Source organism: Polaromonas sp. P4_F4, from assembly GCF_056401355.1.
This window is the reverse complement of sequence record NZ_JBFUJO010000022.1, coordinates 66,848-90,730: the sequence shown is the minus strand read 5'-3', so window position 1 is coordinate 90,730 and position 23,883 is coordinate 66,848. Positions and strand designations below refer to the sequence as shown.

The window sequence follows — 23,883 nt, the reverse complement described above, 5'->3', positions numbered from 1 at the left end:
GCAGTGCATATGCGGCCTTCGCGCCAATGCCAAAGCGCCGACACAGCTCGCGCCGGTTGGCGCCTTCTTGCAAGGCCAGTGCCACGAATTCGCGTTTGATGTCCATCAGGTCTCTCGGTTGCCAAGGCATGCCCTTCTCCTTGCGCCAATGGCGCTGAAGAAGTGTTTCCTATGTCTCCGAACACCTGTTGCGTATGTGCCCAGTCCATACAGCGAAGCAAAGAAAAGTAAGTCGCCCGCCGGGGCGAGACCCGGCCAGCAAGCCTCAGAAGCCCCTCAGCACCATCATCAAAAACAAGCTCCCATCAAAGCAAACTCCCGCCACCGCACCTGACATTACGCAACCATGATGGCCATCACTGGCGCACCGCCCAGAGGCGGCGTAAAGTGACTTGCAAAGCAGGAGATTGATCATGCAGCCCCATCATGTCCTGACCACAGCCCTGATGCTTGCCCTCGGCGGCTTCGCCGGGCCATGGGCGCTTGCACAGACGCCGTCTGTTTCGCCGACTCCCATGTCTTCGCCGGAGACGGCCAGGCCGGCAGATCCTGACCTGCAAAACGGCAAGCCCCGACCTCCCACCGCAGATCAGACAGTACCGCTGAGAAACCCGCTGAACCGCAACCCGGCCCGGCGCAGCACGGCGCCGGCCTCTGACCCTGTCGCGCCGCCCGATCCGCGTGATTCGTCGGTGCGTCCGGCGCAGCCGCCCGGTTACCGGGATGGGCGCGATACGGTATTGCCCGCGCCCGGGTCTGGCATGCCGGTGAAATGACAGCCCAACAAAGTCAATCGTTTCCAGCCATTAATACAGTCAATACAGTCGCAATTTGTGTTGGGCCAGCGCCAGGTCGGTCCGCGGCATCACCGCGTTGGCGCTGCGCGCATACGCGCCCGCTGCCAGTGTGTGGATCAGTTCGGCCTCGGGCCGGTTGCGCCGGTATTTGCGCGGCATTTCCCGCGGTATTTCCTTGGGCATCGTCCTGCGCTTCAGGCGTGCGGGGTTGAAGATGTGCTGGTAGTACGTGAGCCAGCGCTGCTCGCCGGCGTCGGGCGGAGGTACGTCCTCTTTGTTGGCGCCCGGGCCAAAGCGCAGTTGCCCCGACGCGCTGCCGGGGAGCAGCGAGGCTCCTGCGTGCCGGGCGCGGGGGCCTGCGTAATCCCACTCCACGCTGCACTCGGGCGTCAGGAGGGCCCAGCGCATTTGCGCGAAGCGCCGGGCAAAGAAAGGCGCGACGGCCTGCACGATGTGGTGTTCGGGTTCGAACCAGGCCACATGCAGCGGCCCGCCTTCTGGCCGGGTTTTGAAGGTGTCGTCCTGTACGGTGCGAAAGCGCACAAAAGCTTTTATCCTGTGGATGTCGCGGTGCACCGCCTGGGCGAGCAGCTGCGCCTTCGCCATGTCGGCATCCAGCGGGTCGTGCCGCAGGCCGGGCTCATGCACCAGGCGCCACAGGAGGCGGTAGAGCAGGTCGAAACGGTTGGGGTCGCGGTGCAGGATGACACTCTGGCACAGAGAGAAGAACCCGGGCGGCACGCTGATGGCCGGGGCTTCGTCCAATGCCGGGGGCAGTGCGCTGGCTTGGGCCTCGCCGGTTGCGGCAAACAGGTTCTGCATGGCCGGGCCGCCACTTTGCCAGCTGACCTGTTCGGGCAGCATCTGCTGGGCCAGCAGGCTGCGGGCGGCGCGGCGAAACCCTTCCAGGTCTGCCGGCCCCTGCAGCGTGACCGGCCGCCGGGCTTGGGGAAAGAGGTCGTTCGTCAGCAGGTCATTCATCACGCCCATGGCTGCTCCTTTCTTTTTCACCAGGTGCCGCCCATGGACTGGTGCCTGACCGTGCCGCTCGACGTTCAGGACGCGCGGTATTTGGCGGCATCGGCCAGATGGCGGGTTTTTTGCCGTGTAACTACTGTATTAATATACAGTATATCTGCTTGGCACCAGTAGGTTCAAAATCAAAAGCAAGGTTGTTCCCTGCTCTGACTGCGACAAGGAGAATGCGATGACCATGGTCACTGGCTTGTTCAAGGACAAGGGCAGCGCGGAGCTCGCTTTCCAGTCCGTTGTCGACCTGGGCTACGACAAGAGCGATGTCAATGTGGTCATGTCCGACGAAGTTCGCCAACGATACTTTCCCGCCCACAACCCGACCACAGATTATCCAGATACGACTGATCTGGAAGAGAAGGCCGCTGTAGCAGATATCAACAACCCGGCGAACAACACGTGGGGTGGTCCGGTGGGTGGGACGGTGGGCACGCTTGCGCCGGTAATTGCAGCTGTGGGCGTGTTACTGATTCCTGGTTTCGGGATAGTTGCCGGGCCCTTCGCCATAGCACTGATAGCTTCCGCAGCGACTGGTGTAGCGATCGGCCTCATGGGAATACTCAAGAATTGGGGCATTCCGGACTCGCGCGTCGAGCAGTACGAAGTCGGACTCCGTGCAGGCGGCATTCTGCTTGGTGTGAAAGCGCACTCCCATGCAGATGCCTTGCAAATCCAGCAACGTTGGCAAGAAAGCGGTGGAGAACACATTCATTCGTAGTCCCCTGAGCCATCGCGCTGGCAGTCACCTCGATGGGCCGCCCGATTTCCTTGTCCCGGAACCGCGGGCGATGCATGGGGGCCGAAGAGGAAATCGAGAGTCAGGATCACCCATGTGTTACTCGGCTCAGGTCTGGGCGGACTTCCGCCGCTGCCCGAAAGACACCGGCATTGGATTTTTTCTGTCTTTAAAGATGCATAACGACGCCTAACAGCTTCTAAAAAGGCGGAAGATGTTTTTTGGGGCGCCTGTCAGCCTGAGCCACGCCAGGAGTGAGCGGCATGAGCGCGGTATGAAGCAGTGCTAAGTGGCTTCTTTGGCGCGGCTGCCGGCCTTTTTGGCTCGGGTTTCGATCACGAGATAGGCCACCGCCGCGATGCCCAGCGGTATCAGGTAGTAAATAAGCCGGTACGCCACCAGTGCCGCCAGCAATTCATGTTGGGCCATCTGGTGCGACAGCAGGGCCACGAAGACCGCCTCCAGCACCCCCAGGTTGCCCGGTATGTGCGTGATCACGCCGGCGATGGCGGCCAGCAGCAACACGCTGACCACGGCGGAAAAATCGATGCGGTGCTGCAGCAGGATGAAAATAATGCCCGACATCACCAGCCAGTTGGTGGCGCCCATGAGCAATTGCAGGGTGGCCAGCCTGACCGAGGGCAGGTCAATCCCGTGGCCGCGCACCCACAGCACGCGCGGGCGGGAAAAAGCGCAAACGCCGAGGTAGCATGCGGCGCCGGCCAGCAAACCGAAACCGATCAGACGCAGGTGGTCCGTGCTTATGCCCCAGTCGGCGGGCACGGCGGGGGGGCGCAGGCTGAACACGAGGCCGCTCAGCAGCAGATAGCCCATCCAGTTGGTGAGCATGCTTATCGACATGATGCGCGTGATGATGCCGGTGGGCAGGCCCAGGCGTGAATACAGCCGGAAGCGGAAGGCGACGCCGCCCACCAGCGAGCCGAGGTTGAGGTTGAAGGCATAGCTGATGAAGGTGATCGTCATCACGGTACGGGCCCGCAAGTTGTGGTCGGTGTAATGCCGCCCCAGCAGGTCGAATGTGCTGTAGAGCGCGTAGCTCGTCAGGGCGAGCAGCACGGCGCCCCAGGCGGCGCTGAGCGGATAGCGCTGCAGCGAGGTGAGCACCTGGTCCCACTTGATATGGCGGGCCTGGGAGATCAGCAGGCCGGCCACCAGCACAAAGAACACCACGCTGGCGCCGCGCTTGAACCACGGCCACCAGGCTTTGGCGGTGAATTTATGCCGGCCCTCGCGCCGCGAGGCCGGGACTGCGGGGCGGCTGTTGGTCATTTACTGCTCACAAAATGGTTGGGTCCGCCCGGCTGACGGTGTCTGCCTGTGCGGTGCCGGTGCCGGTGCCGGTACTGGTGCAGGTATTGCCCTTGGGGTCGGCGGGTGCGAGGGCTGGCGTGATGCGCGGCGCATGCGCGGGCAGCCAGCCTGCCCAGGCCGGGTAACGGCGCAGCAGGTGAAACAGGAAAAAGCTGCGCACGGTGCGCCAGCCGCTCGACTCCTCCAGGTCCCCGGGGCCGATCTGCTTGCAGCCGTGTTGCATCAGGTGGTCCAGCCGTGCGCTCAGGTGCTGGTTGAAGGCGCGGTCGCGGATGATCACGTTGGCCTCCAGGTTCAGCGAGAGGCTCAGCGGGTCAAGGTTGCTGGAGCCCACGGTGGCCCATTCATCGTCGGTCACGGCGACTTTGCCGTGCAGCGGTCGCTCGCAATACTCGTAAATGCGCACGCCGGCTTCCAGCAGGTGGTGGTACAGCATGCTGGCGGCGGTTTTGACGAAGGGCATGTCGGGCGCGCCCTGCAGGATGAGCCGCACGTCGACGCCGCGCCGCGCCGCCTTGCGCATCTCCTTGAGCAGGCGGTAGCCGGGGAAGAAGTAGGCATTGGCAATCACGATGCGCTGGCGGGCCACGCGGATGGCAATGCGGTAGTGGCGTTCGATGTCGTTGGTGTGTTCGCGGTTGTCGCGTGTCACGAAGATGGCTGCCGCTTCACCGGCGGGAGCGGCCGCGGCCTGGCCTGGCGGGGCGAGCCCCCAGCTTCGGGCCAGCGAATGGGCGCGGCTGGACAGGCGCTCACGCAGCCGGCCGGCCAGACTATCTTGCGCATTGCGCTGGCCGGCAGCCAGTGCCCGGTGCACAAAGGCGTGAATGAAGGTGACGATGGGGCCTTCAATTTCGACCGCATAGTCCTGTTTGGCCGCGGGGCCGAAATCGGCCAGGTGATCGGCCGAGTAATTGAGGCCGCCCACAAAGGCCCGCTGGCCATCGACCACCACGATCTTGCGGTGCATGCGGCGAAACAGATTGGTACGCCAGCCCCAGAGTCTGGGGCCGGGGTCGAACACATGAACCCGGACACCCGCCTCGGTCAGTGCAGAAATGAATTCGTGCGACAGGTCGGGTGAGCCATAGCCGTCAACGGTGATGTCAATCTGCACGCCGCGCGTGGCCGCCTGCAGCAGGGCGGCATGCAGCGCCCGGCCGACCTTGTCGTCAAACAGGATGAAGGTTTCCAGCACGACCTCGCGCTCGGCGGCGGCAATGCAGGCAAAGACGCGGGGGAAATACTCTTCGCCGTTTTCAAGCAGGCGGAACTGGTTGCCGCTGATCCATGGGCTCATAAGCCTCCCGCGGGTGCCAAGACTATTCCAGCAGGGGCCGCGGAACCGGCTTTGCCGGGCCGCAGGCGCAGCGCCCCCTCGGGGGGCAGCGCATTACACGAAGTGAAAAGCGTGGGGGCCATACCTACAATTCAATCTCCGCCGCCAGGGGCGCGTGATCCGACAGGTGCGACCAGGGCCGGCTGGGCAGGACGACCGGCGCATGGCCGATGGCGTTGCGCACATAGATGCGGTCCAGCCGCAGCAGGGGCAAACGCGCGGGGAAGGTTCTTGCGGCCTGGCCGTTGGCCTGAACGAACACCTCATGCAGGTCGGCGCCGGTTTCGAGCACGGTGTGTGCCCGCAGCCGCCAGTCGTTGAAGTCGCCCGCGACGACCACGGGGGCGTGGGCCGGAATGTCACTGCGCACAAGGTCGCACAGCATTTCCATTTGCTGCACGCGGTGTGTCTCCATCAAGCCGAGGTGCACGCAGATGGCATGCACATTCACGCTGCGGCCGGGGACCTTCAGTTCGCAATGCAGCAGGCCGCGACGCTCCGGGCCGCTGATGGAAACATCGCGGTTTTCGAAGCGCACGATCGGGAATTTGGATAACACGGCGTTGCCATGGTGGCCGTTGGTGTAGACCGCATTGCGGCCATAGGCGAACTGCGGCCAGATCGTGTCGGCCAGGAACTCGTAGTGCGGCGTGTCGGGATAGTTGTCGAACTTGTCCGCATGCTTGAGGTGGTTGCCGGTGACCTCCTGCAGGAACACCACATCCGCCCCCACCGTTCGTACCGCCTCGCGCAGTTCGGGCAGGATGAACTTGCGGTTGAAGAAGGTGAAGCCCTTGTGGATGTTGACCGTGAGCACCTTGAACAGAAATGACGACTCGGCGCTGGCGGCCGCCATCGCGGTCTGGGTGTCGGCCTCTACCGCCGCCATGTCGATGGAGGTGGCGGCCTCGGGTAGTAGCTCCGGTGCGACCTGCGACACCGTGCCAGGCGCGCGGCGCGATGCGGAGGGAGGGGGCGGGCGGACGGGAGACTGCATAAAAAGGGGAGAGACGCCTCAGGTAAAAAAAGAAAAAAAAGAAGAGCCTGGATCGTCCCTAGTCATTGTTGCGGCCGGGGGATGAATGAAAGTGTAGGACAGCAACTTATTTGGCGGAAATCAGCCTTTGCAAGCACCCCAACCAGGCAGAAACGCCGCCTTGTCGATCATCTGGAACAGGTAAGGGTAGCTCATCTCGCCTTTCACCTTTTTGCTGGCCTTTCGCTCGCCTGTTTTCGGTTCATGGCTGATTCCCTTTTTGCGTTGTCCAGCCTGGTGGACGCGGCGCGGTGGAACCTTCTCGCTATTCTGGCCCAAAGGGCGGCGCCCGGGGCCGGAAAATGCACGCTGCCCGTCGGGTGAAACCAATCCCCGCCATCCCCGGGTCCGCGCGCTGATGCCAGGTGATGCAGCGGCACAACCGCAGGAGGGACTCCGTCCTACAGGGTGCGGTGCGCCTTTCCGATAGGCATCCTGCGCCGCGCCCCTAAAGTGACAAGAGCGCCTGCCGTCGTGGACGGTGGTGGGCGTGTTTTTTTATCAACCAGCCTCGAGCCAGGTACGGCGTACCCGGTCCGTCAAAGGAATCCACATGCTCAAGATCAAGAAGTTTTCCATGAAATCCATCCCGTTGGCCGCGGCGATGACGGCCGCGCTGATGTTCGGCGCCGCGGCGCACGCCCAGACCGGCATTTCGCCGGCCGGCGGCACGCCGAAGACCGCGGAGGAACGCGACGCAGCCAAGCCTGGGAAAAAGGCTCCCACAGCCGCCGCGACCAAGAGCCAGGACGACATCGTGAGCCCTGCGCCGACCGGCGGCACGCCGAAGAGCGCGGAGGAACGCGCGGCGGCCAAGGCTGATAAAAAGGCCACCAGGGACGCCAAGCGGGCTGCGCGCAAGGAAAAGGCGCCGCCGACGGATAACCTCAAGGGCGTTGCACCGGGCTAGACCAATCGGTTCACCCGGCCCCATAGAGGGCCTTGGTAAGCCGGCAGGGGATGATGCCGGCGGGCCCTCGCTGTGCGTGGCCTGCTTCAGGCTTGTTGCCTGTTATTTGGGACGCGGACGCGCCAAGCCCTTGTCTGGCTGGGACAGCGTACCGGCGCGCAGGGCCTTCACGGCGTTGGCGACGGCGCCCGCTACATTGCGCACCTCGGCCAGCATGGCCTGGTCCGCATCCAGCGTCGCGTGGCTGGTCGCGTAGGGCTCGTAGTAACCCACATAGCGATCCAGGCGCGCCAGGCTGCCGGCGTCGATCAGGCCCATCCAGTCGAGCCAGTCCGACAGGCCGCGCCGCACGCCTTCAATGCCGGCCACGTCGCCATGCACCACCAGGCCGTAAGCGCGACCCGCCAGGTGCTGCGGGTAGTCCCAGCCCTTGAGTTCCAGCTCCTTGGCTTCGGCCGGCTTTTTGCCGTGGGTGCTCGTAGGGTCCGGGTTGCCGCCGTCGGCGCAGACCAGACGATCCATCATGAGCTTGAGCGGGCTGGGCGACTGGTACCAGTAGACCGGCGTCACGATGATGACGGCATGCGCCGCCGTCCAGCGCTCATAGATGTCAGCCATCCAGTCGCCGGTTTGCCCGAGCGAATGGTTGGGGTAGCAGCTGCAGGGCCAGTGGCACAGCGGCATGGCCGTGGAGACGCAGCCCTTGCACGGATGAATATGCAGGTGGTAGCTGGAGGTGAGCAGGCTGAGGTCGAGCACATCGGTGTCCAGCTGGGCCTGCTGCAGGGTTTCTTGCGCCCATTGCACCATGCGGAAAGTCTTGGAGATTTCCCCGGGGCAGGTGCCGTCGTTGCGTGCGGAGCCGCAGATGAGCAGCACGCGTGAGCGGGTCGCGGGGTCCTGCCATGCGGCCTGGGCTTTTTCAAGGCGGCTTCTGGTCTCCAGCCATTCGACGGACAGGTCGTAGTCGGGGTCGGCATAACCCGGACCGGCCTTGCGGGTCAGCGGTGCCTTGCGGCCTTGCTGGTAGGCCTCCCAGGCAATCTGCTCCACGCGGGAAATGGCGGAATCCTCGGCCCGGAAGGCCGGGTCCATGAACGACTGCATGAAGCGCTCATGAAACACGCTGCGCGACAAAACGGCTGGCGCCTGGCCTTTGCGGATATCGGTCATCCGGCCAGTTTAGTCAGGCTGCGGCGCGTGCGGAGGGGCTTTGGGCGGCGTCCTACGCGGCTTTTGGCCTATGTCTGGCCGGCCGGAAATCAGGGCCAAAACCGGCCTGAATCTTCCAGGTGTCGGGGTTGGGCGCTGTTGAAAAGAAGGCAGTCACGAGGTTCGCCGCCCGCATGAAAAAGGCCTGCACCGGCGCTGCCCTGTCAGGGAGCGTCCGGTGCAGGCCGTGGCCCGGCTGAGAGCCTGGCGTCTTAGCCCTCAGCCCTTGCGCGGGCCGCCTTCATGGTGGCCGCGATGACCGCCGTGAGGGCCGCGTTTCTTGTACTCGGCATCAAAGGTTTTTTGCTGCTCGGGCGTCAGCGCGGCATAGAAGGTTTTGGTGGCTGCGTCTCGCTTGTCCATCGCGGCGGCCATCTCGCTCATGCGCTGGCTGCGCTGGGCGCGCATTTTGTCGATGCGCTCGGGCGTGGTCAGCTTGTCAAACTCGGCGCGCTGTTCGGGTGTCGGGCGTGCTCCATGGACGGGGGGTTGCATGGCGGCGGTGTACGCGGTCCACGCGCCTTCCTGGGCCGGCGTGAGCTTGAGCTGACTCTTCAGTTCGGCCTGGCGTTTGGCGATCCAGGCCTGCATTTTGGCCGGGTCGTGGCGGCCCATGTGCTCGCCGCGGGGCGCGGGCGGCTGGCCCGCGGCTGCAGGGCCGGCCGGCGGTGCCATGGGCGCGCCTTGCGCCATCACGCTGGCGCCGGCGGTTGCCAGTAGGCCGGCGACGATGAAGCTGTGCACCGAGGCTTTGAGGGAGAAGGAAAAGGGACGATGAACGGATTTCATAAAAACTTCCTTTCAAGAAGAAAAAAGCCTGATACAGGAATGAATGCGCTTCAGGTTGAAAGCAAGTGTGGCCGGCGCTTGTATACGCGCCATTGCCCGCGGGTGATGGTTTGTAAAGTTCGATGAAGGCCGCGTGATGTGGTGGCGGCGCGCCGGCGGTGGGACCGCCCCTCCCTGATTTGTTACAGTTGGTTGACCGCTTCCAGTCGGTATCCTGGATAAAAATCATTGGTAGCCCAAGTATTACGCGGCCAAGCTGCTATTAAAAGCATAGTGAGTGCCGGCCGGTCAGCGCATTTTTTTGCAGCGCCACCGTGTTGGCCTGCGCTGCGCGGGGCGCCCGTCTTCTAGACTCCGTGTCCTTCCCTTTTCAAATCAAATCAACAGTCAAAAAGGTTTCTCGTGTTCAAAAACGTGATGGTGTACCGCATCGGGCCCGCGTGGTCGGTTTCCCTGGAGCAACTCGAAGCGAACCTGCAGGCCATGCGCTTTGTCGAGTGCGGCCTGACGCAGGAAAAATCCGTCGGCTGGGTGGAGCCGCGGGGTGAGGCAAACGGCCCGCTGGTCGAGTCGGTGGGCGGCCAGTGGCTGCTCAAGCTGATGCTGGAAAGCAAGGCCGTGCCGGCCTCGGTCATCAACCGCAAGGTCAAGGAGCGGGCGGCGCAGATTGAAGCCGCCACCGGCCGCAAGCCCGGCAAGAAGGAAACCCGGGACCTCAAGGAAGAGCTCAAGCTGGACCTGCTGCCGATGGCCTTCACCAAGCAAGGCTCGGTGCAGGTGTGGATAGACCCCCAGGCGCGCCTGCTGATGATTGACGCGGCCAGCCAGGGCAAGGCCGACGAGGTGCTGACCTGCCTGGCCAAATCGATGGACGGCCTGGGCGCCATGCTGCTGCAGACCACCGCCTCGCCGGTGGCCGCCATGTCGGAGTGGCTGGTCAGCCAGGAGCCGCCGGCCGGTTTCAGTGTGGACCGCGAATGCGAGCTCAAGGCCGGCGACGAGTCAAAAGCGGTGGTGCGCTATTCACGGCACGCGCTCGACATCGAGGAAGTGCAGCAGCACATCAACCACGGCAAGCTGCCCACGCGGCTGGCCATGACCTGGGAAGGGCGGGTGTCGTTCATGCTGACCGATACGCTGCAGATCAAGAAGCTGGCGTTTGTCGATGGCGTGTTTGAAGACGATGCCGCTGCCAGCAAGGCCGACCGCTTTGATGCCGACGCCGCGATTGCTACCGGGGAAATCCGTCGGCTGATTCCCGATTTGCTGGAGGCGCTGGGCGGCGAGTTGGTGATGGGGGCTGACGCGCCTGCGGCACTGGCCCCGGCATTGGCCCCAGCGCTGGCTGCGGCCGAGGCAGAGTCGCCGCCTTTTTAAGCGCGCTTCATCAGCGCTTTTAAACCGGCAAGGGCGTGCCGGCCAGCAGTTCTTCAAACAGCGTGTCGCCACCCATTTGCCCGCCCTTGAGCATGATCTCCAGCCCGTCGAGGGACGCTTGCTCGCTGTGCAGCCGGCACAGCGCCACGCCGGGCGCCAGGGGGGCGCGGTAAGACAGCCCCCAGGCCTGGAGGGCCTGCACCGCATGGCTGGAGGTGTCACCGCCGGCAATGCCCAAACGCCTGATCGGCCGGGTGGCCAGCACTTGCGCCAGCAGGTCGCCGCAGGCCTGTGCCAGCGCGCGCCCGTCGGTGGGACTGCTACTGGTACTGGTGGTGCCAGTGTTCACGGTGGCGCCGTCTTCGCCCGAGGTGCAGGCCAGCACATGGGCGCCCTGGCCCAGCCGCGTGGCGATCTGGCGGGCCATCTGCATGCGGTAGTTTTCATCGCCGGCCAGCCGGGCCGCATCGAGCGCAATGTGTTCGTAGGACGTGGCGGCCTTGACCTGGCGCGCCGTCAGTGGCGACAGGCTGCCGGCCAGCACCAGCACCGGGCCCTGCGCCGGCGCAATGGTGGTCTGGGCGCAATCGGGTTCAGTTCGCCAGTGCGCGGCCAGCGCCTGCACTACGCTGCTGGGGCCGACCGCGAGCAGGCGCTGGCGCTGCGCGTGTTGCCAGATCAGGCGGCCCACGGCGGCGAGGTTGTCTGCATGGGCGATGTCAAACAGCACAGCGTCGGGGCCTTGGGCGAGGAGGGCGTCAAGCTGGCGGTCCAGCGCTTCATCGAGCTGTTCATAGTCGGGGTAGGCGATGCTGCTCACATGTTCAAGGCCCTGCTGCGCCAGGTGCAGGCGCAGGTCGGCTTCGTGCATGGGCGTGATGGGGTGCTGGCGCATCGTCGGGTGACGGTCGAGCCGGCTGATGGCGCCGTCTTTGCCCGCGCCCGCAAACAGGTTGCCGAACACGCAGTAGCGGCGCAGGTTGGGCTGGCCGCCCACAATGGGCACCAGCGCGTTGCCGGCATGCGGCCGCAGGATGCGAAGGGCTGCGCCTATGCTGCCGATATGCGGCGCGCTGTCAAAGGTGGAGCAGGTTTTGTAATGGATGACGGGCGCCTCGAGCGCCGCAAACAGGCGGCCCACCGGTTCGAGTTCCACCTGCATTTCGGCCGGGGTCATGGCGCGTGCGGCGCCGGCAATGCCCAGGCAGTCGAGCGGGCCGGCGCGTTCGAGTTGCGCGGCGGTGGGCAGGCCCAGGAACAGCAGCGTGCGCAGGCCGGCGCGCGCCGCGGTGGCGAGCGTGTCGGTGGCGCCCGTGAAGTCGTCACCGTAGTAGGCGATCTTCAGGGTGCTGTGCGTGCTGTCTTGATTGCTCGCCTGCATGCTTATTTGCCGAAGAAGGCGAGCGCGGCGGCCAGCTCGGGCGCCTCGCGCGCAAACTCGGCCAGCGCCACACCCTGGCGTGCGGCGGCCCAGGCCTGACGGATGCTGGCGACACCGGCCGCCGGCCCGCCAGGGTGCGCCAGGATGCCGCCGCCGGACATGAAGAGCAGGTCGTCGCTTTTCACGGCGGCCCAGGTCGCCGGCACCGTGCCGGCCCATTGGCCCGACGAGAAGGCCGGCATGACGCGATCGTCAAAACCATAGTCATCCTCGGCATCATCCGTGAGTGGCGTGTAACAGTCGTGCGCCGATTCGATCACTTCCGCATCGGGCTGCGAGAACTTGCCCTGCAGGCCGTGCACATGCATGTGGTCCACGCCGGCCAGGCGCCACAGCGTCTGGTAGGCCTGGAAAGACATGCCCAGCAGCGGGTGCCGCGACAGCGCGCCGTAGCCGTTGCGGTGGCCGTGCAGCGCCAGCCCGGTGTGGCGGCGCAGCGTCTGCAGGGCCGAATGGCCGCACCAGTTGAGGCTGGCCATCACGCAGGAGCCGCCTTCGCGCTCGACCAGGTCGGCGTGGCGCTTCATCGCATCGGTTTCGTCGGTGATGTTGAAGGCCACCATCACGTGTTTGCCGGTGCGCTGCTGGTGCGCGCGCACCACGGCCATCACGGCCGGGACGCGCTGGGCCAGCGGGGCGTGCAGCGGGTCGGCGCAGACCTCGTCGTCCTTGATGAAGTCGACGCCCGCGGCGCACAGGCGCCCCACCAGCTCGGCCGTTTGTGCGGCAGAAAAGCCGACGTTGGGTTTGAGGATGGTGCCCACCAGCGCGCCGCTGGCCACGCCGGTGGCCTGGCGTGTGCCGGCGATGCCGACCCGGGGCCTGTCGAATTGCGCGCGGTAGGCGGCGGGCAGCTTCATGCTCTCCAGCCGCAAACCACTGGCCTCACCCAGGTCATACAGGTTGCCGGACACGGTGGCGGCCAGCGTGGGCAGGTTGGCGCCGACATTGGCCACCGGAAAGGAGATGCGCACGCGGGCACGGCGCCACGGGCCGCCATGGGGTGGGGTATGGCCCTGGCGTTCGAGCAGGGCATTGGGCAGGCTGGGTGCGGTCACCGATGCCAGTTCCTCGATCGACTCCACCGTGGCGCGGGCGCGCAGGCGCAGCGCATCGGTTTCGCCCTCGACGCGGGTGAAGGTGCCGCAGGACTGCTCGCCGGCCATCACCTCGGCAACCCGGGCGGGCGCTAGCGGGGTCTCGATCAGGTAGGTGGCTTCAAAGCGGTCGGGGTGCATGTCGGCGCGCTTCAGAGTTTGCTCAGGTCGGGAAAGGGTCGCACCGGCTCGCGGCCGTCCCAGCCCTCGGACGAGGCGCGTATCAGGTCGAACATCCGGCCCTTGGGGCCGGCCACTTCGGACAGCTCGATGACGGTGCCGGGGTGGTACTCGGTGTCGAAATAAATGAAGCGGCCTTTCTCGCCGACTTCGCCGCTCATCACCGGCTGGAAGCCTTCCTTCAGCAGGCGTGCCAGGTCGGCGTCGTAGTCGCTGGTCCAGTAGGCCACATGCTGCAGTCCGGTGCGGCCCGCCTGCAGGAAGTCGCGGTACATCGAGGGCACGTTGTTGCGGGTCTGGATCAGCTCGACCTGCACAAAACCCGAATTGGCCAGCGCCACCGAGTTATGCGGCTCGTGCGATTCACCCTTGTAGCTGTAGTTTTTGATTGGCACCTTGGGGTTGTAAAACCAGGGGCCGACACCCAGGGTCTTGCTCCAGTAGTCCATGGCCGCCTCGATGTCGTGCACGACGTAGCCCAGCTGGCGGATCTCGCCAAAAAATTTGCTCATGTGTTGTCGCTCCAGTGAAAGGGGGAGGTGGGGAGTTGGGTGTCGGATTCAGTTTTTGAGGAAGCCGGTGGAGAACCAGGGAATGGCCGCGACCACGATGAGGCCGACCAGCAGGGCGCCGAAGTAAGCCCAGATGTGCGGGATGCCGTCGTCCGGGTCGACCTTGCTGACCGCGCAGGCGCCGTAGTAGCCGACGCCGAAGGGCGGCGCGAAGAGGCCGATGCCCATGGCGAAGATCACGACCATGGCGTAGTGCACCTCATGCACTCCGGCCGCCTTGGCGATGGGAAACAGCAGCGGCCCAAACAGCACGATGGCGGGAATGCCCTCCAGCACGCTGCCCAGCACGATGAAGGCGACGATGGACACGGCGAGAAAGCCGTAGGCACCGCCGGGCAGGCTGCCCATGATGCGGGCCAGGTCCTGCGAGAAGCCCGACTGCGTGAGGCCCCAGGCCATGGCAGTGGCACAGCCCACGATGAAGATGATGGCGCCGGTCAGCGAGGCGGTCTCGACCAGCATGGGCATGAGGCGGCGCCACGCGAACTGGCGGTACAGCAGCAGGCCGGCCAGCACCGAGTAGACGATGCCGATGGTGGAGACCTCGGTGGCGGTGGCCACGCCTTCGACCACGGCGGCGCGGATCACGAAGGGCAGCACGATGGCGGGCAGGGCGATCAGCAGCAGCTTGCCGATTTCGCGTTTGCCGTAGCGCGTGACACCGCTCAGGTCTTCACCGCGGTAGCGCCACCAGACGACGGCGCACAGCGCCGCACCCAGCACCACGGCGGGCAGCAGGCCGCCCGTGAACAGTGCCGCAATCGACACGCCGGTGACCGAGCCGATCGTGATCAGCACAATCGATGGCGGAATGGTTTCCGTCTGCGCGCCGGTGGCCGACAGCAGCGCCACCAGGTCACCCGGTTTGGCACCGCGCTTTTTCATCTCGGGAAACAGCACCGGCGCAATCGCGGCCATATCGGCGATCTTGGAGCCCGAGATGCCCGACACCAGGTACATCGCGCCGATCAGCACATAGCTGAGGCCGCCGCGCACATGGCCCAGCAGGCTGGCCAGGAACTGGATCATGGCCTTGGCCATGCCGGTCATTTCGATCAGCGCGCCGAGGAAGATGAACAGCGGCACGGCCAGCAGGATCAGGTGCGACATGCCTTCGTCGAGCCGGCCCACCATCACCAACAGCGGCGTTTGGGTGGTGAGTGCCAGGTAGCCGAAGGTGGCTAGCGCAAACGAAAAGGCAATCGGCACGCCGGAGAACACATTGGCCGCCACCAGCAGCACGAAGAAGATGATCAGGTTGGCCTTGCCCAGCGGCGCGAGCAGCGGCTGCGCCAGCCAGAAGGCCAGCACCACGGCGGCCGTGCCGACCAGCGCGAGGGCAATCTGCTGGAAGCTGCTGATGCGCAGCAGCCGCAGCAGGGCCACGATGATCATCAGCCCCATGCCCACCGGAATCGCCGAGGCGCGCCAGCCGTTGCTGATCTCCAGCGCCGGTGTGACGATGAAGGTTTCTTCATACGCATATTCACCGGCCGGAAACAGCACCAGCAGCAAAAACGCGAGCGAGGCGGTGATGGCCACCGTGTCGAGCAGCGCGCGGGTGTGTGGCTGGACATGGTTGACCAGCGCCGTCATGCGCATATGCTCGCCGCGGCGCAGCGCGACGACGGCGCCCAGCATGGACAGCCACAGGAACATGATGGAGGCAAGCTCGTCCGACCAGACCAGCGGCTGGTGAAAGACATAGCGCGAGACCACGCCGGCGAACAGCACGATGATCTCGGCCAGCACCAGCCCGGCTGCGATGGTTTCGACCACCGCGCCCAGGCCCCGGTCCACGCCATGGGCCAGGCCGCTCAGCGCATTGGCTGGCAGGGCATCGGCGGCGACAGGAGAGGGGGCGTGGGACATGAAGGGAACTCCGGATTGGAAATAATTACGCTGAAGTGGAAGGTGGAAGGTGGAAGGTGGGCGGTGGGCCTGCTTGTCTTGCTCCTTCCCCCGCTGGGGGAAGGTTGGGATGGGGGCTCTCCTGGCTGTGGCAGCTTGTGGTGAATCAGCCGCCGCTGGCCCTCACCCCTGCCCTCTCCCAGTGGGAGAGGGAGCAAGAGAGGGAAAAGCGGCCCTTCCATTTGCCATAGAACCCGGCTTTGCACAGTTTGGCCCGGAAGGTGTCGGAGGCGACGGGGGAAGGGGCGTGGGACATGAAGGAACTCCGGATTAAAAATAGTGGCGCTGATGTGAAAGTGGGGCTGCTTGCCTTGCTCCTTCCCCCGCTGGGGGAAGGTTGGGATGGGGGCCTCTGCGTTCAGCGCGGGTGCCTGTTCAAAGGCCGCCGGCCCCCACCCTGACCCTCCCCCAGCGGGGGAGGGATTGAGAGAGAGTGGGAGAGGGAGCAAGAGAAGGGAGAAAATTTACGCCAGCTTGCCGACAGACTGCTCCAGCAGCGCCCAGGCCTCGTCGCCGAAGCGGCCCTTCCACTCGCCATAAAACCCGGCTTCGCGCAGTTTGGCGCGGAAGGTGTCGGAGGCCGGCCGGTTGATGGCCAGGCCCTTGGACTGCAGGTCGGCGGCGACGGTTTCGTTGAGCTTTTTGATGTCGTCGCGCTGCTGCAGGCCGGCTTCGTTGATGGCGCGCGCCACGATGGTTTTGAGGTCGGCGGGCAGTTTTTCCCAGGCGCGGCCGTTGGCGATGAACCAGTAGCCATCCCAGATGTGGTTGGTCATGGAGCAGAACTTCTGCACTTCGTACAGCTTGGCCACCTGGATGATGGGCAGCGGGTTTTCCTGCGCGTCGACGATCTTGGTCTGCAGCGAGGAATACACCTCGCTGAACTGCAGGCTGGCCGGCGCGGCGCCCAGGCCCTTGAACATCGAGATCGACAGCGGGCTGACCGGCACGCGGATCTTCAGGCCATCCATGTCTTTCGCGCTGGTGACCGGGGCCTTGCTGCTGGTGGTCTGGCGAAAGCCGTTGTCCCACATTTTTTCGAACGCATAGAGGCGCGACTTGCTGATGGCTTCACGCACATGCGCGCCCAGCTTGCCGTCCATCGCGCCCCAGACCTGGTTGTAGTCGGAGAACGCAAAACCCACGGCATTGATGGCCGCCACCGGCACCAGCGTGGCGATGACCAGCGCCGAGGGGGTGAAGAACTCGATGCCACCCGAACGCACCTGCGCCAGCATGTCGGTGTCGCCGCCGAGCTGGTTGTTCGGGAAGATCTTGATCTCGACCCGGCCGTTGCTTTCCTTCAGGATGCGGTCGGCGGCCTGCTGGGCGCGGATGTTCAGCGGATGGGTGACGGGCAGGTTGTTGCCGTATTTGTACGAGAACTCCGCGGCGCGCGCCATGGAGGGCAGGGCGGCGGCCACACCTGTTGCAATTGCGGCCGCAGGGACGGCGGACAGGGTGCGCAGGACGCTGCGGCGGGTGACTTCGGTCATGGTTGTCTCCAGTTTTGTTTTGATGCGTTTTGATGCATCATCGGGTGAAAGCCACGCAACGATAGGCGCTGAGTGGTGAAGCGTCAAACAAGAAAAATGATGGATTTTGATGTATGAGGGTTATCCCTGACGAAACGGAAGACCAGCCACAACGGGCGCGTGTGGCCGATATTGCGCGGGCCGCCAAGGTGTCCACCGCGACGGTGGACCGCGTGCTGAACCGGCGGTCCGGCGTGCGTGATGCTACTGCGCAGAAGGTGCTGAAGGTGGCCGCGGAACTGGATTACCTGCCGGAAACAGGCCTTTACGCGGCACTCGCGGCGGCGCCGATGCGGCTGACGTTTTTGCTGCCCGACGGCAGCAACCGCTTTATCCGCATGCTGGGAGACACCGTGGGCTATTCGCAGGAGCACCTCACGCCTTTCAACGTGAAGTGCCGCACCGAGCTGTTTGAAAGTTTCAACCCGCAGCAGCTGGCCGCCAGCTTGCTCAAGCACGGGCAGCGCAGCGACGGCATCGCCTTCATGGCGCTGGAGCACCCTGCGGTGCGCGAGGCCGTGAGTGTGCTGGCCGACAAGGGCGTGCCCACCATCACCCTGATCTCGGACCTGTCGGGCTCGCGGCGTGCCGGTTACGTCGGGCTGGACAACCGCGCCGCCGGCCGCACGGCGGGCTACCTGGTCGGACGCTTCATAGCCCCCGGCGCGCGCGGCGGCAAGGTGGCGCTGATCGCCGGCTCGCTGAGCTACCGCGCGCATGAGGAACGCGAAGCCGGTTTCCTGCACGTGATTGAAGAGATGTTTCCGGCGCTGCAGGTGGTGGGCCTGCGCGAGGGGCAGGACGACGCGCAGAAGAACTACGAGCAAACCCGTACGCTGCTGGAACAGTACCCCGACCTGGCGGGCATCTACAACATCGGCGGCGCCTCCGATGGCGTGGCGCGCGCGCTGAAGGAAATGGGCCGCGAGCACAAGGTGGTCTTCATCGGCCACGGCCTGACGCCGGACACGCGCGCCATGCTGATCGACGGCAGCATGGACGCGGTGATCACGCAAAGCCCGCAGTCCGCCATGATGAGCTGTGTGCGCATGTTCACCAATCTGCGCGACAAGCGCGACGTGATGAGTGGCGTGGATGCCGTGCGCAGCCAGGTGATTTTCAGGGAAAACCTGCCTTAGCCCATGAGATACGGGCGTTGTCAGCTATCAATTCGGTAGTAACCCCGGTCGCTTGCCGGATTTCGCCGCCGTGCTTACAATGGCCGAAGCTTGTCGGGGTGCCAAAGATGATTCATCTGAGGCTGAGATCGCAGATGCGAGACCCGCCGAACCTGATCGGGATCATGCCCGCGTAGGGAACAAGGCACTTGGCTCCGGCACTCCCCAGCGGAACTCCCGGCTCCCCAGGCAGGCACCCCACCTTCTGGACTTTCTGGAGCAAAAGCCATGGCCAAAACCCGCCTCACCGTTGACACCAACGACCTCGCAAGCCGTATCACGCGCGCGCCTTTTCCCGGTTCCGCCAAAATTTATATCGAGGGTTCACGCCCCGACATCCGCGTGCCGTTTCGCGAGGTCACGCTGACCGACACGATGGTGCACGAGGGGGCGGGCGAGCCGCGTCGCGAAGCCAACCCGCCGCTGCGCCTGTATGACGCCTCGGGCGTCTACACCGACCCGGCGTCGCCGATCGACATCACGCGCGGCCTGCCGCCGCTGCGCGGCGCCTGGATCAACGAGCGCCAGGACACCGAAGCGCTGCCCGGCATCAGCAGCGCCTATGGCCGCGAGCGCCTGAACGACCCGGCGCTGGCCGCACTGCGCATGGCGCATGCGCCCGTGCCGCGCCGCGCCAAGGCCGGCGCCAACGTCTCGCAAATGCATTACGCGCGCAAGGGCATCATCACGCCGGAGATGGAATACATCGCAGTGCGCGAAAACCTGGTGCGCGCCCAGCTGGCCGAACGCCTGGCCACCGAGCGCATGCCCAAGGCGGGTCATTCCTTCAATGCGTCGATTCCGAAAGAGATCACCGCTGAATTTGTGCGCGATGAAGTGGCGCGCGGCCGCGCCGTGATTCCCAACAACATCAACCACCCCGAGAGCGAGCCGATGATCATCGGCCGCAACTTCCTGATCAAGGTCAATGCCAACATCGGCAACTCGGCCGTGACCTCGAGCATTGAAGAAGAAGTCGACAAGCTGGTCTGGTCGATTCGCTGGGGCGCCGACACCGTGATGGACCTGTCGACCGGTGAGAACATCCACGAGACGCGCGAATGGATTCTGCGCAACTCGCCGGTGCCGATCGGCACGGTGCCGATTTACCAGGCGCTGGAGAAAGTGAACGGCAAGGCCGAAGACCTGACCTGGGAAATCTTCCGCGACACGCTGATCGAGCAGGCCGAGCAGGGCGTGGACTACTTCACCATCCACGCCGGCGTGCGCCTGGCCTATGTGCCGCTGACCGCCAACCGCCTGACGGGCATCGTCTCGCGCGGCGGCTCCATCATGGCCAAGTGGTGCCTGTCGCACCACAAGGAAAGCTTCTTGTACGAGCGCTTCGACGAGATCTGCGAGATCATGAAGGCGTATGACGTGTGCTTCTCGCTGGGCGACGGCCTGCGCCCCGGCTCGATCGCCGATGCCAACGACGAAGCGCAGTTTGCCGAGCTGCACACGCTGGGCGAGCTCACGCAGATCGCCTGGAAGCACGACGTGCAGGTGATGATCGAAGGCCCCGGCCATGTGCCGCTGCAGCTGGTGAAGGAAAACGTCGACAAGCAGCTCGAGGCCTGCTTCGAGGCGCCGTTCTACACGCTGGGCCCGCTGATCACCGACATCTCGCCCGGCTACGACCACATTTCTTCCGCGATGGGTGCGGCCAACATCGGCTGGTATGGCACGGCCATGCTGTGCTACGTGACGCCGAAAGAGCACCTCGGTTTGCCAAACCGCGACGACGTGAAGCAGGGCCTGATTGCCTACAAGATTGCCGCCCATGCGGGCGACCTGGCCAAGGGCTACCCGGGCGCGCAGATGTGGGACAACGCGGTGTCCAAGGCACGCTTCGAGTTCCGCTGGGAAGACCAGTTCCGCCTGGCGATCGATCCCGACACGGCCATGGCCTACCACGACGAAACCCTGCCGAAGGAAAACGCCAAGGTGGCGCATTTCTGCTCGATGTGCGGACCGAAATTCTGCTCGATGAAAATTTCGCAGGAAGTGCGCGAGTTTGCAAGGCTCAACCCGGCCACCACCACGCTGGCCGCGCCGGGCGTGATTGCGATCAAGCAGATCGACAGCGGGTTCGAGGAAAAGGCCAAAGAGTTCCGTGAAGGTGGCAGCGAGATTTATTCCTGATGCAGTGTCCCGGACTTGTTCCCTCTCCTTTCCTCTTCTTCTGGAGAGGATTAAGGTGAGGGAGTGAGGCAGAAAGGCTGAAAACACCATCATGAAAACTCCCCATATCGGCATCGCAGGCGCTGGCCTGGCCGGCCGCACGCTGGCCTGGCGCCTGCTGCGCGCTGGCTGCCGCGTGAGCCTGTTCGACGCGCGCCTGCGCGATGACCAGGCCACCGCGTCCATGACGGCGGCGGCCATGCTCTCGCCGCTGGCCGAACTGGCGGTGTCGGACGAGGTGGTGTTTGCGCTGGGCCAGCGCTCCATGCAGCTGTGGCCGAGCTGGATCGCGGAGCTGGCGGCCACGGGCGCACCGCCGGTGTATTTCCGCCAGCAGGGCACGCTGGTGGTGGCGCACGCACCCGACCAGGCCTCGCTGGAACACTTCACGCGCCTGCTGCATCACAAGCTGCCCGAGGCCTGCCGTGCGCAGGTGCACACGCTCGACAGCGCGTCGCTCGCGCGGTATGAGCCGGCGCTGGCCGGGCGTTTTGGCGGCGGCCTCTTTCTGGAAAGCGAGGGGCAGCTGGCCAATGACCAGCTGATGGCGGCACTGGCGGCGCAGATCGATGCGCTGGGCTGCCGCTGGCATGAAGGGCAGCGGGTGGACCGCCTGGCGCCGCATCTCATCAGCTGCCCCGGCGCCAACTACACCGTCGATGTGGCGGTGGATGCCCGCGGCGTGGGCAGCCAGGCGGCATGGCCGCAATTGCGCGGCGTGCGTGGCGAGGTGCTCACGGTGGAATGCCCGGGCGTGACGCTGCAGCGCCCGGTGCGCCTGATGCATCCGCGCTACCAGCTGTATGTGGCACCGCGCCCCGATCACCGTTTTGTGGTGGGCGCGACCGAGCTGGAGTCGGAAGACACCGGCGCCATGACCTTGCGCTCCATGCTGGAACTGGGCAGCGCCCTGCACAGCCTGCACCCGGCCTTTGGCGAGGCGCGTGTGGTGCGGCTGGCGGCGGCATTGCGGCCGGCGCTGGACGACCATCGCCCGGCGGTGGCCTTGCGCGACGGTGTCTGGCATATCAATGGCCTGTACCGGCATGGCTATCTGTGTGCGCCTGCGCTGGTGGAGGAACTGGTCCATCAACTTCTGGAGAGCCCGGCATGACGGTGATGAACGCTCTTGAAATTTCGCTCAATGGCAAACGCGTGGCCACAGAGGCGCCCACGCTGCAGGCGCTGCTGCTGGCGCAGGGCTACCAGTTGCAGGGCGCTTTCGCCTGTGCGATCAACAACGCCTTTGTCCCGCGGCCGCAGTGGGCCGAGCGCGCCTTGCAAAACGGTGACCGCATTGATGTGATCACTCCGATTGCTGGAGGATAGATGGAACACCCCCGCCGTATGCTCACTTCGTGTAGCACTCTCCCCCCCCTTGCAGGGGGCGACGCGAGCGGACTGGCGGAGCCAGCTCCGCGGCGTCTGCTTGCATTGCTCCGTTGAAAGCTTGACATGACAACACCTGCAATACCCTCTATCGCGCATGGCCAGCCCTGGACCGTCGCCGGCGTCACTCTGCAAAGCCGGTTTTTTCTCGGCACCTCGCATTACCCGTCGCCGCAGGTTCTGAGCGAGGCTGTGGCGGCCTCCGGCACCGAGGTGCTGACGGTCGGGCTGCGCCGGCTGCAACCCGAGAGCGGCGGTGGCAACAGCTTTTGGCAGCGTATCCAGGCGTTGGGCTGCCACATGCTGCCCAACACGGCAGGCTGCCACACGGCCGAGGAAGCCATCACGCTGGCGCAGATGGCGCGCGAGATTTTCGGCACCCCGTGGATCAAGCTGGAAGTCATAGGCGACGACTACACGCTGCAGCCCGACACGCAGGCCACCCTGCATGCGGCCAGCGTGCTGGCGCGCGAAGGCTTTGCGGTGTTTGCCTACACCACCGATGACCTGGTGATCGCCCAGCGCCTGCGCGATGCCGGCTGCGCGGCGGTGATGCCCTGGGCCGCACCGATTGGCACCGGCCGCGGGCCGCTGAACCCCTATGCGCTGGAAACGATGCGCCGCCGCCTGCCCGATGCGGTGCTGGTGGTGGACGCCGGGCTGGGCCGGCCTTCGCATGCCGCGCAGGTGATGGAACTGGGCTTTGACGCGGTGCTGCTCAACACCGCCGTGGCGCAGGCCGGTGACCCGGTGCGCATGGCGCGTGCGTTTGCCGATGGCGTGGCCGCCGGCCGCGCCGCGTATGAGTCGACGCCCATGCCCGAGCGCGCTGCGGCGCAGGCGTCCACCTCGACTGTCGGTGTGCCCTTTTGGCATGCGCCCTGATGCCAGTGGGTCTTGCTCCTTCCCCCGCTGGGGGAAGGTAGGGATGGGGGCTCTGTGCACCGGCATCTCTTTCAAACAAGCGGACCCGTCAGCTTTATTTTTCAGGGAGAGTCCGTTTTCCATCGGGTGGGGCATCTTGCCGTGCAAGCCCCCATCCCAACCTTCCCCCAAAGGGTGAAGGAGAAAAACCGTCCGGCTCCTGACTTCTGATTTTGATTGTGAGTAACACCAAATCATGACTACTTCTGCCTTTGCTCCGCTCACCGGCCCGATTGGTTTTTACCCCGTGGTACCCGATGCCGCCTGGGTGCAGCGCCTGCTGGGCTGGGGTGTGCGCACCATCCAGCTGCGCATCAAGGCGGCGGACCACACACCAGCCGAGATCGAGCGCGAGGTGCGCGCGGCCATCGAAGCCGGGCGCGCCGTGCCGGGCGCGCAGGTCTTCATCAACGACCACTGGCAGCTGGCGCTCGCCGCCGGCGCGTATGGCGTGCACCTGGGCCAGGAAGACCTGAGCATGGCCGAGGCGGACCTCAATGCTTTGCGCAACGCCGGTGTGCGCCTGGGCCTGAGCACGCACACGCCGGCCGAGCTGGCGCGTGCCCATGCGGTGCAGCCTTCCTACCTGGCGATTGGCCCGGTCTACCCGACCCTGCTCAAGGTCATGCCTTATGAGCCGGTGGGCCTGGAGCGCCTGAAAGACTGGGCGCTGCGGGCCGCACCGTATCCCGTGGTGGCGATCGGCGGCATTTCGCTGGCACGCTTGCCCGGTGTGCTGGCCTGCGGGGTGGATGGCGTGGCGGTGGTCAGCGCTGTCACGCAGGCGGCTGACCCACAGCAGGCCACTCGGGAGGCACTCGCTTTTTTTGACGCGCCTGTTTGATGTGAATCAAGACGCGCCCGCCTGAGCGGTGGGATGCTGGGCTTCACTGAGTTTGTCCTGGGAAAGAC

22 protein-coding genes, 1 pseudogene and 1 riboswitch are annotated in these 23,883 nt (G+C 65.1%); of the genes and pseudogenes, 10 read left to right on the top strand and 13 right to left on the bottom strand.

All coding sequences use genetic code 11. The features are described from left to right. A pseudogene (locus AC1DUR_RS20235) lies at positions 1-130 on the bottom strand (IS481 family transposase); the annotation flags it as partial. 283 nt (positions 131-413) lie between these two features. On the opposite strand from AC1DUR_RS20235, the gene AC1DUR_RS20230 reads away from it, so the two are divergent. Next, on the top strand, positions 414-776 hold the full coding sequence (locus AC1DUR_RS20230) for a hypothetical protein (protein ID WP_477722067.1): 363 nt from the start codon (positions 414-416) through the stop codon (positions 774-776). Positions 777-815: 39 nt separating this feature from the next. Here AC1DUR_RS20230 and AC1DUR_RS20225 read toward each other — a convergent pair whose 3' ends face one another. Then, positions 816-1,808: a TIGR03915 family putative DNA repair protein gene (locus tag AC1DUR_RS20225; protein ID WP_477722066.1), complete on the bottom strand. Its 993-nt coding sequence runs from the start codon at positions 1,806-1,808 to the stop codon at positions 816-818. Positions 1,809-2,004: 196 nt separating this feature from the next. Here AC1DUR_RS20225 and AC1DUR_RS20220 point away from each other — a divergent pair, with 196 nt between their 5' ends. Next, on the top strand, positions 2,005-2,547 hold the full coding sequence (locus tag AC1DUR_RS20220; protein WP_477722065.1) for a hypothetical protein: 543 nt from the start codon (positions 2,005-2,007) through the stop codon (positions 2,545-2,547). Between the two features lie 303 nt (positions 2,548-2,850). Here AC1DUR_RS20220 and AC1DUR_RS20215 read toward each other — a convergent pair whose 3' ends face one another. From AC1DUR_RS20215 to AC1DUR_RS20200, 4 genes are all read right to left on the bottom strand, one after another. Further along, positions 2,851-3,855 carry a lysylphosphatidylglycerol synthase domain-containing protein gene (locus tag AC1DUR_RS20215; protein ID WP_477722064.1) on the bottom strand — a complete coding sequence of 335 codons (1,005 nt, stop codon included), beginning with the start codon at positions 3,853-3,855 and terminating at the stop codon, positions 2,851-2,853. 7 nt (positions 3,856-3,862) lie between these two features. Beyond that, entirely contained in the window at positions 3,863-5,197 is a 1,335-nt protein-coding gene (gene clsB, locus AC1DUR_RS20210) for a cardiolipin synthase ClsB (protein WP_477722063.1), read from the bottom strand. A gap of 124 nt (positions 5,198-5,321) precedes the next feature. Beyond that, positions 5,322-6,092, bottom strand: coding sequence for an endonuclease/exonuclease/phosphatase family protein (locus AC1DUR_RS20205; RefSeq protein ID WP_477722072.1), 771 nt, complete (start codon positions 6,090-6,092; stop codon positions 5,322-5,324). 261 nt (positions 6,093-6,353) lie between these two features. Further along, positions 6,354-6,602, bottom strand: a complete 249-nt coding sequence (locus AC1DUR_RS20200; protein WP_477722062.1) for a hypothetical protein — start codon at positions 6,600-6,602, stop codon at positions 6,354-6,356. A 223-nt stretch (positions 6,603-6,825) separates the two neighbouring features. Between AC1DUR_RS20200 and AC1DUR_RS20195 the strand changes: the two genes are divergently transcribed. Further along, entirely contained in the window at positions 6,826-7,182 is a 357-nt protein-coding gene (locus tag AC1DUR_RS20195) for a hypothetical protein (RefSeq protein ID WP_477719248.1), read from the top strand. A 102-nt stretch (positions 7,183-7,284) separates the two neighbouring features. Here AC1DUR_RS20195 and AC1DUR_RS20190 read toward each other — a convergent pair whose 3' ends face one another. Then, entirely contained in the window at positions 7,285-8,355 is a 1,071-nt protein-coding gene (locus tag AC1DUR_RS20190; RefSeq protein ID WP_477722061.1) for a flavodoxin family protein, read from the bottom strand. A 258-nt stretch (positions 8,356-8,613) separates the two neighbouring features. Further along, positions 8,614-9,183 (bottom strand): Spy/CpxP family protein refolding chaperone, encoded by a 570-nt coding sequence (locus AC1DUR_RS20185; protein WP_477719250.1) that lies wholly within the window; start codon positions 9,181-9,183, stop codon positions 8,614-8,616. Positions 9,184-9,585: 402 nt separating this feature from the next. On the opposite strand from AC1DUR_RS20185, the gene AC1DUR_RS20180 reads away from it, so the two are divergent. Continuing rightward, positions 9,586-10,560 carry a recombination-associated protein RdgC gene (locus AC1DUR_RS20180; RefSeq protein ID WP_477722060.1) on the top strand — a complete coding sequence of 325 codons (975 nt, stop codon included), beginning with the start codon at positions 9,586-9,588 and terminating at the stop codon, positions 10,558-10,560. 19 nt (positions 10,561-10,579) lie between these two features. Here AC1DUR_RS20180 and AC1DUR_RS20175 read toward each other — a convergent pair whose 3' ends face one another. From AC1DUR_RS20175 to AC1DUR_RS20155, 5 genes are all read right to left on the bottom strand, one after another. Further along, positions 10,580-11,941 carry a four-carbon acid sugar kinase family protein gene (locus AC1DUR_RS20175; protein ID WP_477722059.1) on the bottom strand — a complete coding sequence of 454 codons (1,362 nt, stop codon included), beginning with the start codon at positions 11,939-11,941 and terminating at the stop codon, positions 10,580-10,582. Between the two features lie 2 nt (positions 11,942-11,943). Beyond that, the gene (locus tag AC1DUR_RS20170) at positions 11,944-13,239 is read right to left on the bottom strand and encodes a ribulose-bisphosphate carboxylase large subunit family protein (RefSeq protein ID WP_477722058.1); all 1,296 of its coding nucleotides are present in this window, start codon (positions 13,237-13,239) and stop codon (positions 11,944-11,946) included. Between the two features lie 11 nt (positions 13,240-13,250). Continuing rightward, positions 13,251-13,790: a VOC family protein gene (locus AC1DUR_RS20165; RefSeq protein WP_477722057.1), complete on the bottom strand. Its 540-nt coding sequence runs from the start codon at positions 13,788-13,790 to the stop codon at positions 13,251-13,253. Between the two features lie 48 nt (positions 13,791-13,838). Continuing rightward, a complete protein-coding gene (locus AC1DUR_RS20160) occupies positions 13,839-15,722 on the bottom strand; it encodes a TRAP transporter large permease (protein WP_477722056.1) in 1,884 nt (627 codons plus the stop codon). 503 nt (positions 15,723-16,225) lie between these two features. After that, positions 16,226-17,257: a TRAP transporter substrate-binding protein gene (locus tag AC1DUR_RS20155; RefSeq protein ID WP_477722055.1), complete on the bottom strand. Its 1,032-nt coding sequence runs from the start codon at positions 17,255-17,257 to the stop codon at positions 16,226-16,228. Between the two features lie 113 nt (positions 17,258-17,370). On the opposite strand from AC1DUR_RS20155, the gene AC1DUR_RS20150 reads away from it, so the two are divergent. The 6 genes from AC1DUR_RS20150 (at position 17,371) to thiE (ending at position 23,815) form a co-directional block, all read left to right on the top strand. Then, positions 17,371-18,435, top strand: a complete 1,065-nt coding sequence (locus tag AC1DUR_RS20150; RefSeq protein WP_477722054.1) for a LacI family DNA-binding transcriptional regulator — start codon at positions 17,371-17,373, stop codon at positions 18,433-18,435. An 84-nt stretch (positions 18,436-18,519) separates the two neighbouring features. Continuing rightward, a riboswitch (TPP riboswitch) is annotated at positions 18,520-18,631 on the top strand. 71 nt (positions 18,632-18,702) lie between these two features. Further along, entirely contained in the window at positions 18,703-20,619 is a 1,917-nt protein-coding gene (gene thiC, locus AC1DUR_RS20145; protein ID WP_477722053.1) for a phosphomethylpyrimidine synthase ThiC, read from the top strand. 91 nt (positions 20,620-20,710) lie between these two features. After that, positions 20,711-21,772, top strand: coding sequence for a glycine oxidase ThiO (thiO, locus tag AC1DUR_RS20140; protein ID WP_477722052.1), 1,062 nt, complete (start codon positions 20,711-20,713; stop codon positions 21,770-21,772). After that, on the top strand, positions 21,769-21,987 hold the full coding sequence (gene thiS, locus AC1DUR_RS20135; RefSeq protein WP_477722051.1) for a sulfur carrier protein ThiS: 219 nt from the start codon (positions 21,769-21,771) through the stop codon (positions 21,985-21,987). The genes thiO and thiS overlap by 4 nt, the downstream gene beginning before the upstream one ends. A 126-nt stretch (positions 21,988-22,113) precedes the next feature. Next, a complete protein-coding gene (locus AC1DUR_RS20130; RefSeq protein WP_477722050.1) occupies positions 22,114-22,932 on the top strand; it encodes a thiazole synthase in 819 nt (272 codons plus the stop codon). 235 nt (positions 22,933-23,167) lie between these two features. Further along, a complete protein-coding gene (gene thiE, locus AC1DUR_RS20125; protein ID WP_477722049.1) occupies positions 23,168-23,815 on the top strand; it encodes a thiamine phosphate synthase in 648 nt (215 codons plus the stop codon). Positions 23,816-23,883: the final 68 nt, after the last annotated feature.

What these genes read in the sequence shown, in the direction of transcription:
- AC1DUR_RS20230 (WP_477722067.1), top strand. Translation starts at nt 414, where the DNA reads ATGCAGCCCCATCATGTCCTGACCACAGCCCTGATGCTTGCCCTCGGC.
- AC1DUR_RS20220 (WP_477722065.1), top strand. Translation starts at nt 2,005, where the DNA reads ATGACCATGGTCACTGGCTTGTTCAAGGACAAGGGCAGCGCGGAGCTC.
- AC1DUR_RS20215 (WP_477722064.1), bottom strand. Translation starts at nt 3,855, where the DNA reads ATGACCAACAGCCGCCCCGCAGTCCCGGCCTCGCGGCGCGAGGGCCGG.
- clsB (WP_477722063.1), bottom strand. Translation starts at nt 5,197, where the DNA reads ATGAGCCCATGGATCAGCGGCAACCAGTTCCGCCTGCTTGAAAACGGC.
- AC1DUR_RS20205 (WP_477722072.1), bottom strand. Translation starts at nt 6,092, where the DNA reads ATGGCGGCCGCCAGCGCCGAGTCGTCATTTCTGTTCAAGGTGCTCACG.
- AC1DUR_RS20195 (WP_477719248.1), top strand. Translation starts at nt 6,826, where the DNA reads ATGCTCAAGATCAAGAAGTTTTCCATGAAATCCATCCCGTTGGCCGCG.
- AC1DUR_RS20190 (WP_477722061.1), bottom strand. Translation starts at nt 8,355, where the DNA reads ATGACCGATATCCGCAAAGGCCAGGCGCCAGCCGTTTTGTCGCGCAGC.
- AC1DUR_RS20185 (WP_477719250.1), bottom strand. Translation starts at nt 9,183, where the DNA reads ATGAAATCCGTTCATCGTCCCTTTTCCTTCTCCCTCAAAGCCTCGGTG.
- AC1DUR_RS20175 (WP_477722059.1), bottom strand. Translation starts at nt 11,941, where the DNA reads ATGCAGGCGAGCAATCAAGACAGCACGCACAGCACCCTGAAGATCGCC.
- AC1DUR_RS20170 (WP_477722058.1), bottom strand. Translation starts at nt 13,239, where the DNA reads ATGCACCCCGACCGCTTTGAAGCCACCTACCTGATCGAGACCCCGCTA.
- AC1DUR_RS20165 (WP_477722057.1), bottom strand. Translation starts at nt 13,790, where the DNA reads ATGAGCAAATTTTTTGGCGAGATCCGCCAGCTGGGCTACGTCGTGCAC.
- AC1DUR_RS20160 (WP_477722056.1), bottom strand. Translation starts at nt 15,722, where the DNA reads ATGTCCCACGCCCCCTCTCCTGTCGCCGCCGATGCCCTGCCAGCCAAT.
- AC1DUR_RS20155 (WP_477722055.1), bottom strand. Translation starts at nt 17,257, where the DNA reads ATGACCGAAGTCACCCGCCGCAGCGTCCTGCGCACCCTGTCCGCCGTC.
- AC1DUR_RS20150 (WP_477722054.1), top strand. Translation starts at nt 17,371, where the DNA reads ATGAGGGTTATCCCTGACGAAACGGAAGACCAGCCACAACGGGCGCGT.
- thiC (WP_477722053.1), top strand. Translation starts at nt 18,703, where the DNA reads ATGGCCAAAACCCGCCTCACCGTTGACACCAACGACCTCGCAAGCCGT.
- thiO (WP_477722052.1), top strand. Translation starts at nt 20,711, where the DNA reads ATGAAAACTCCCCATATCGGCATCGCAGGCGCTGGCCTGGCCGGCCGC.
- thiS (WP_477722051.1), top strand. Translation starts at nt 21,769, where the DNA reads ATGACGGTGATGAACGCTCTTGAAATTTCGCTCAATGGCAAACGCGTG.
- AC1DUR_RS20130 (WP_477722050.1), top strand. Translation starts at nt 22,114, where the DNA reads ATGACAACACCTGCAATACCCTCTATCGCGCATGGCCAGCCCTGGACC.
- thiE (WP_477722049.1), top strand. Translation starts at nt 23,168, where the DNA reads ATGACTACTTCTGCCTTTGCTCCGCTCACCGGCCCGATTGGTTTTTAC.